The sequence below is a fragment of the Streptomyces mesophilus genome, assembly GCF_011044995.1.
GTDB classification, from domain to species: Bacteria; Actinomycetota; Actinomycetes; order Streptomycetales; family Streptomycetaceae; genus Streptomyces; species Streptomyces mesophilus.
Genome location: NZ_JAAKZW010000331.1, coordinates 1 through 6,739 on the forward strand (window position 1 = coordinate 1; position 6,739 = coordinate 6,739).

Genomic DNA, 6,739 nt, shown 5'->3' on the forward strand with positions numbered 1-6,739 from the left:
GGGGCGGGGTGGGTTCGTCCTCGAGCGCCGGACGGGCTGAAAGTCAGCCCGTCCGGCGATGAGTCACAACCGCGGGTCCACCGGCTCCGACTCCAGGGCCAGGACCGCGAAGACCGCCTCGTGGATGCGCCACAGCGGCTCGCCCGAGCCGAGCCTGGACAGGGCCTCGACGCCGAGGGCGTACTCGCGCAAGGCGAGCGAACGCTTGTGGCCGAGGAACCTGTTGCGCAGGCGCTCCAGGTTCTCCGGACGCGTGTACTCCGCCCCGTAGATGATCCGCAGGTACTCGCGTCCTCGGCACTTGATGCCGGGCTGGACGAGTCGTCCCTTCCCGTCGCGCACCAGCGCGCCGAGCGGCTTGACGACCATGCCCTCGCCGCCGCGCCCCGTCATCTCCAGCCACCAGTCGACACCGGCCTGGACGGACTCGGGCGAGCCGGTGTCCACGTACAGGCGGCGCGTCGTCTGCAACAGGCCGGTCGGGTCCGCCGCGACAAGGCGGTCGAGCAGCGCCAACTGCTCGTCGTGCGGCAGCCCGGCGAGGCTGCGGCCCTGGACCGCGAGGACCTGGAAGGGCGCGAGCCGCACGCCCTCCAGACCGTCCGTCGTCCAGCAGTACCGCCGGTACGCCTCGGTGAACGCCGACGCGTCGGCCGCCCGCTCCCGCTGCCGGGTCAGCAGCTCACCCGCGTCGACACCGCGCGCCACCGCCGCTTCGAGCGCGGCGAGCGCCCCGGGGAAGACCGCACCGGCCGCCGCGCCGACGGCCGCGTACTGCGACCGCAGCAGGCCCGAGGCCTTCAGCGACCACGGCAGCAACTCCGTGTCCAGCAGCACCCAGTCCGTACCGAACTCCTCCCAGAGCCCGGCCTCGTCCACCGCTTCCCGTACGCGCCGCAGGATCTCCTCCGTGACCTCGGGGTCGCTGAAGAAGGGCCGGCCGGTACGGGTGTAGAGGGATCCGGTCGGACCGTCGACACCGAAGCGCTCGCGCGCGGCCGCCGCGTCGCGGCACACCAGCGCCACGGCCCGCGAACCCATGTGCTTCTCCTCGCACACGACCCGCTCGATCCCGTCGGCGGCGTACTGCGCGAAAGCCTCGGCCGGGTGCTCCAAGTAGCCGTCGACCTGCGAGGTCGCGGTCGGTGCCATGGTCGGGGGCAGGTACGGGACAAGGCGCGGGTCGACCGCGAAACGGCTCATGACCTCCAGCGCCGCGGCCGCGTTCTCCTCGCGCACCGAGATCCGGCCGTGGTGCTCCGTCTCCACGATCCGCCGGCCCTGGACGTCCGCCAGGTCGAGCGGCCGGCCCTCGTGCCCGCCGGGCGCCTCGGACGCGAGCGGCCGGACCGGCTCGTACCAGACCTTCTCGGCCGGTACGTCGACCAGTTCGCGCTCCGGCCAGCGCAGCGCGGTGAGCTTGCCGCCGAAGACGGCGCCCGTGTCGAGGCAGATGGTGTTGTTGACCCAGCTCGCGGTCGGCACCGGGGTGTGGCCGTAGACCACGGCGGCGCGGCCGCGGTAGTCCTCGGCCCACGGGTAGCGCACGGGCAGCCCGAACTCGTCGGTCTCGCCGGTCGTGTCCCCGTACAGGGCGTGGCTGCGGACGCGGCCCGAGGTGCGGCCGTGGTACTTCTCGGGCAGCCCCGCGTGGCACACCACGAGCTTGCCCTCGTCGAGTACGTAGTGGCTGACGAGGCCTTCGATGAACTCCCGCACCTCGGCGCGGAATTCCTCGCTCTCGCCGTCCATCTGCGCGATGGTCTCGGCGAGGCCGTGGGTGTGCTGGACGCCGCGGCCCTTGAGGTAGCGGCCGAACTTGTTCTCGTGGTTGCCGGGCACGCACAGCGCGTTGCCCGACTTGACCATCGACATCACACGGCGAAGCACGCCCGGGCTGTCCGGTCCGCGGTCGACGAGGTCGCCGACGAACACGGCCGTACGGCCCTCGGGGTGCACTCCGTCCTCGTATCCCAACGTGCCCAGGAGGGTGTCGAGTTCGGAGCGGCAGCCGTGGATGTCGCCGATGATGTCGAAGGGTCCGGTGAGGTGGGTGAGGTCGTTGTAGCGCTTCTCGATCGTGAGCGAGGCGCCCTCGATCTCCTCGACGCCGCGCAGGATGTGCACCTTGCGGAAGCCCTCGCGTTCCAGGCCGCGCAGCGAGCGGCGCAGCTCGCGCTGGTGGCGCTGGATGACACGGCGGGGCATGTCCGCGCGGTCGGCGCGGGTCGCGTTGCGCGCGGCGCAGACCTCTTCGGGCACGTCGAGCACGATCGCGATCGGCAGCACGTCGTGCTGCCGGGCGATTTGGACGAGCTGCCGGCGCGACTCGGTCTGCACGTTCGTCGCGTCGACGACGGTCAGGCGTCCCGCGGCCAGGCGCTTGCCGGCGATGTAGTGCAGGACGTCGAAGGCGTCGCCGCTGGCGCTCTGGTCGTTCTCGTCGTCCGCGACAAGGCCGCGGAAGAAGTCGCTGGAGAGCACCTCGGTGGGCTTGAAGTGCTTGCGGGCGAAGCTGGACTTGCCCGAGCCGGTGGAGCCGATCAGGACCACGAGGGAAAGATCGGTGACGGGCAGGACGCGGCCCGCGCGCGGTGCGTCGGTCGTGTTCTCGGTCATGCGGCCTGCTCTCCCTTCGTGGTCTCGCTGGTGCTGTTCATGGTGAAAACGGCCATCTGCGTGGGCGGCCCGACCTCCGGGTCGTCGGGTCCGACGGGCCGGAACTCGACGGCGTAGCCGTACCGTTCGGCCACCTGCCGTGCCCAGTGACGGAACTCCTCGCGGGTCCACTCGAAGCGGTGGTCGCTGTGGCGTACGTGCCCGGCGGGCAGCGACTCCCAGCGGACGTTGTACTCGACGTTCGGCGTGGTCACGAGCACGGTCGTGGGCCGCGCCGAGCCGAACACCGCGTATTCGAGCGCGGGAAGCCGCGGCAGGTCGAGGTGCTCGACGACCTCGCTGAGCACGGCGGCGTCGTATCCCTTGAGCCGCTTGTCCGTGTACGCGAGCGAGCCCTGGAAGAGCTGGACGCGCGAGGCCTGCCGCTCCCCCATCCGCTCCAGCTTGAGCCGGCGGGCGGCGATGGTGAGCGCGCGCACCGACACGTCGACCCCGACGACCTCGGTGAACGACACGTCCTTGAGCAGCGCCTGCACCAACTGGCCCTGGCCGCAGCCCAGGTCGAGCACCCGGTGCGCGCCGGACGCCTTGAGCGCGTCGACGATCGCGTCCCGCCGCTGCACAGCAAGCGGTACCGGCTTCTCCTCCGTGTCGCTCTCCTCGTCCACGGCGTTGTCGACCTGCTCGACCTCGAGTTCGTCGAGGTCGGCCAGGCGCACGAGTTCGAGCCGCTCCATCGCCTCGCGCGTCAGCGACCAGCGACGGGACAGATAGCGGCTGGTGATCAGCTTGTGCTCGGGGTGCTCCGCGAGCCAGCCCTCACCGGCGCGAAGCAGCTTGTCGACCTCGTCGGGTGCGACCCAGTAATGCTTGGCGTCGTCGAGCACCGGCAGCAGCACATACAGGTGCCGCAGCGCCTCGGCGAGGACCATGTCGCCTTCGAGTACGAGACGTACGTACCGCGAAGCACCCCACTCGGGGAACTGGGGGTCGAGCGCCACGGACTCGGCGGTGACGTTCCAGCCGAGCGGTGCGAAGAGCTTGGTGACCAGCTCGGCGCCGCCGCGCGCGGGCAGCGCCGGCACCTCGATGCGCAGCGGCAGGGTCCGTCCGACGAGCTCGGGCTTCGCGGTGCACACGCCGCGCAGGGCGGACTTGAACACCGAGCTCAGGGCCACGGCGAGCAGCGAAGAGGCGGCATACGGGCGGTCGTTGACGTACTGCGCGAGCGCCGCGTCGGGCGCACCGCCGCGGCCCTTGCCCTTTCCCTTGCGGACGAGCGCGATGGGATCGATCTCCAGGAGCAGCGCCGCCGTGCACCGGTCGTCGTCCGCCTCGGGGTAGAGCACATGCGCCCGGCCCTGCGATGTGCTGAACACCTGCGCGTTCTCGGGATGCTTGTGCAGAAGGAAGCCGAGGTCGGTCGCGGGGCGGTCCGGGGTGCCGGTGGTGGAGATCGTCAGGAACACGGTGGTTGCCTCGATACGGGGGCGTCATGGACGCCGTCTGAGTGGGTGCGCCCGGCGCCGGGCGTCCGCTCAAAGTACCCCGGACACCGCGCCGGCCTGCAGGGATTTTCGGCCCGTACGGGGCGGGCCCACGGTCCCCGGCGGCCTCAGTACCGGCGGCCTCAGTACCGGCGGCGGATCGACCGTACGACCGCCGCATAGCTGAACGCGGCGAGCAGCCCGGCCAGACCCGCCCCTTGCGCCACGAGCTGCCAGGTGTCCGGTGCGGGAGAGGCTCCCCTGGGCGCGATCCGCCCCTTCGGGTCGTACACCATCGCGATCGACTCCCCGGGCGACACCGAGGCCGAGCAGCCCCGCCACAGCCGCCGCTGCACCGGCGTCCCGTCCCCGTGCCGCACGGAGCACAGATACCGGTCCTCGTCCTCGCTGCTCACGTCCACCGCGGTGACCACGACTTGGACGCGTTCGCCGCGCCCGGCCAGGGTGAGCTCCGTCGCCGCCTGCGGTACGACCATGGCCAGCGCGATCCCGAGGCCGGCGACGACGCCGCTGATGAGCCGTCCGGCGCGGGTGACGAGCAGATACAGCGTGAGCGCAAGCACCGCGACCACTCCGGCGGCGACGGCCTTGGACGAAGGCAGCCCGGCCAGCACGGCCGCGACCGTGCAGCCGATGACGGCGAGGGTCCCGACGAGCGCGACGGCGATGCCTTCGATCCTCAGCCACAGCGGCGGCGGGAGGGCCGCGCGGCTCAGACGGCTGCGGATTTTGGCGGCCAGAAGGTGACTTGTCCGGCGGCAGGCGGTACGTCGGGAACGGTCGGCGCTCTCTCCCGAGCCGTGGTTGCGATGCCGTCCTTCTGTCACCCGTGCATTATGCAAAACCGGAGGTCAGAAGGGGAGACGGACCGGTTTTCCGGCCTCGCCGACGGGCCTTACATGGAGGCGAAGAAGAACAAAGAGGGCACGATCTGCGCCAGTACCGCCGCCGCGATGCCCATCAGGAGACCCGCGAGATGGAAGGTGCGGCGGCGGGAGACGTCCCCGTTCTTGGCCTCGACGACCAGGCCGACCAGCGCGACACCGATGGCGATCGCGCCGGCCGTCGTGGCGGAGAAGAACTGGATGCCCAGCATGAGCACGGCGGCCGCGCCGACCAGGACGCTGGCCACGGCGTGGATCCAGCCCGTCACACTGCTGCCGCGCGTCTGCGCCATCTCCCCCACCTGTGGTCCGCGGGCTCGGCGCCCGTGCGTTCGGGCCGTCACCCTAGCGGACAGGGGTGTCAGTCCCGCCGGGTGTCCTCGGTGGGGGTGCGGGGTGCGGACTGGAGATCGGCGTCGAGCTGGGACAGGTCCGCGTTGAGCGCGGCCATCAGCTCTTCCATCTGCTGCAGCAGACCCTTGGGGCGACCGCCCTGGGCGGGAATCTCCGTGACCTGTTCCGGCGCGGCTTCCTGGGACATGACGGCCTCCTCGGCCTGCGCTCCGCCCAGTGGGGCGGAGCGGTTCGTGCAGGCGACGCCCGGGCAGCGTGCGCCGGTGCCGGGCGGTCCGGCTCCGCCCGAGCCAACGATCACCCCCAGGTCCGGTCACTGGCACGGACCGCTGCCGGGCCCCCAGTTGACGCAGTTTCACCCGACCGAGGAGCGCATGAACGGGCGGAGTCGGCTCGGTTGACGGGCGTTCGAGCGTGCAGGATGGAGGGCATGGATCTTCGCATCTTCACCGAGCCCCAGCAGGGGGCCACTTATGACACGTTGCTGACCGTCGCCAAGGCGACCGAGGACCTCGGCTTCGACGCGTTCTTCCGGTCCGACCACTACCTGAAGATGGGCTCCGTGGACGGCCTGCCGGGCCCGACCGACGCCTGGATCACCCTCGCCGGCCTGGCCCGTGAGACCAGCCGGATCCGGCTCGGCACGCTGATGACGGCCGGCACCTTCCGGCTGCCCGGTGTGCTGGCCATCCAGGTGGCGCAGGTCGACCAGATGTCGGGCGGCCGGGTCGAACTCGGTCTGGGCGCGGGCTGGTTCGAGGAGGAGCACAAGGCGTACGGCATTCCGTTCCCCAAGGAGAAGTTCGCCCGGCTCGAGGAGCAGCTGGCCATCGTCACCGGGCTGTGGGGTACGGAGGCGGGCCGGACCTTCTCGTACGAGGGCAAGCACTACCAGCTGACCGACTCCCCCGCGCTGCCCAAGCCCGCGCAGACCAAGGTGCCGGTGCTGATCGGTGGCCACGGCGCTTCGCGGACGCCGCGGCTCGCTGCGCAGTACGCCGACGAGTTCAACATCCCGTTCGCCTCGATCGAGGACAGCAAGCGGCAGTTCGGCCGCGTCCGCGCGGCCGCCGAGGCGGCGGGCCGCAAGGCGGACGACCTGGTGTACTCCAACGCCCTGATCGCCTGCGTCGGCAAGGACGACGCCGAGGTGGCCCGGCGCGCGGCGGTCATCGGCCGCGACGTCGACGAACTCAAGGCCAACGGCCTGGCCGGCTCCCCGTCCGAGGTCGTCGACAAGCTGGGCCGCTATGCGGAGATCGGCTCGGAGCGGGCGTACCTCCAGATCCTGGACTTGGAGGACCTGGACCACCTGGAGCTGATCTCGAAGGAGGTTCAGGGGCAGTTGGGCTGAGGCGGGGCTCGGGGCTCCGG

The 6,739-nt window shown here is 71.3% G+C and carries 6 protein-coding genes; 1 reads left to right on the plus strand and 5 read right to left on the minus strand.

What is annotated here, in order from left to right; genetic code table 11:
- Nucleotides 1-63: 63 nt before the first annotated feature.
- The 5 genes from G6045_RS38250 to G6045_RS38270 all read right to left on the minus strand — a co-directional run bounded on the left by G6045_RS38250 (nt 64) and on the right by G6045_RS38270 (nt 5,552).
- Nucleotides 64-2,619, minus strand: a complete 2,556-nt coding sequence (locus tag G6045_RS38250) for a polynucleotide kinase-phosphatase (RefSeq protein ID WP_165336851.1) — start codon at nt 2,617-2,619, stop codon at nt 64-66.
- Nucleotides 2,616-4,088, minus strand: a complete 1,473-nt coding sequence (locus G6045_RS38255) for a 3' terminal RNA ribose 2'-O-methyltransferase Hen1 (RefSeq protein ID WP_165336852.1) — start codon at nt 4,086-4,088, stop codon at nt 2,616-2,618. The genes G6045_RS38250 and G6045_RS38255 overlap by 4 nt, the downstream gene beginning before the upstream one ends.
- 161 nt (nt 4,089-4,249) lie before the next feature.
- Complete coding sequence (locus G6045_RS38260) at nt 4,250-4,954, minus strand: hypothetical protein (protein WP_165336853.1); 705 nt, start codon at nt 4,952-4,954, stop codon at nt 4,250-4,252.
- A 68-nt stretch (nt 4,955-5,022) separates the two neighbouring features.
- Entirely contained in the window at nt 5,023-5,304 is a 282-nt protein-coding gene (locus G6045_RS38265; RefSeq protein WP_165336854.1) for a hypothetical protein, read from the minus strand.
- Nucleotides 5,305-5,372: 68 nt separating this feature from the next.
- The gene (locus G6045_RS38270) at nt 5,373-5,552 is read right to left on the minus strand and encodes a hypothetical protein (protein ID WP_165336855.1); all 180 of its coding nucleotides are present in this window, start codon (nt 5,550-5,552) and stop codon (nt 5,373-5,375) included.
- A gap of 243 nt (nt 5,553-5,795) precedes the next feature.
- Between G6045_RS38270 and G6045_RS38275 the strand changes: the two genes are divergently transcribed.
- Entirely contained in the window at nt 5,796-6,719 is a 924-nt protein-coding gene (locus G6045_RS38275) for an LLM class F420-dependent oxidoreductase (RefSeq protein ID WP_165336856.1), read from the plus strand.
- The last annotated feature ends 20 nt before the right edge of the window (nt 6,720-6,739 follow it).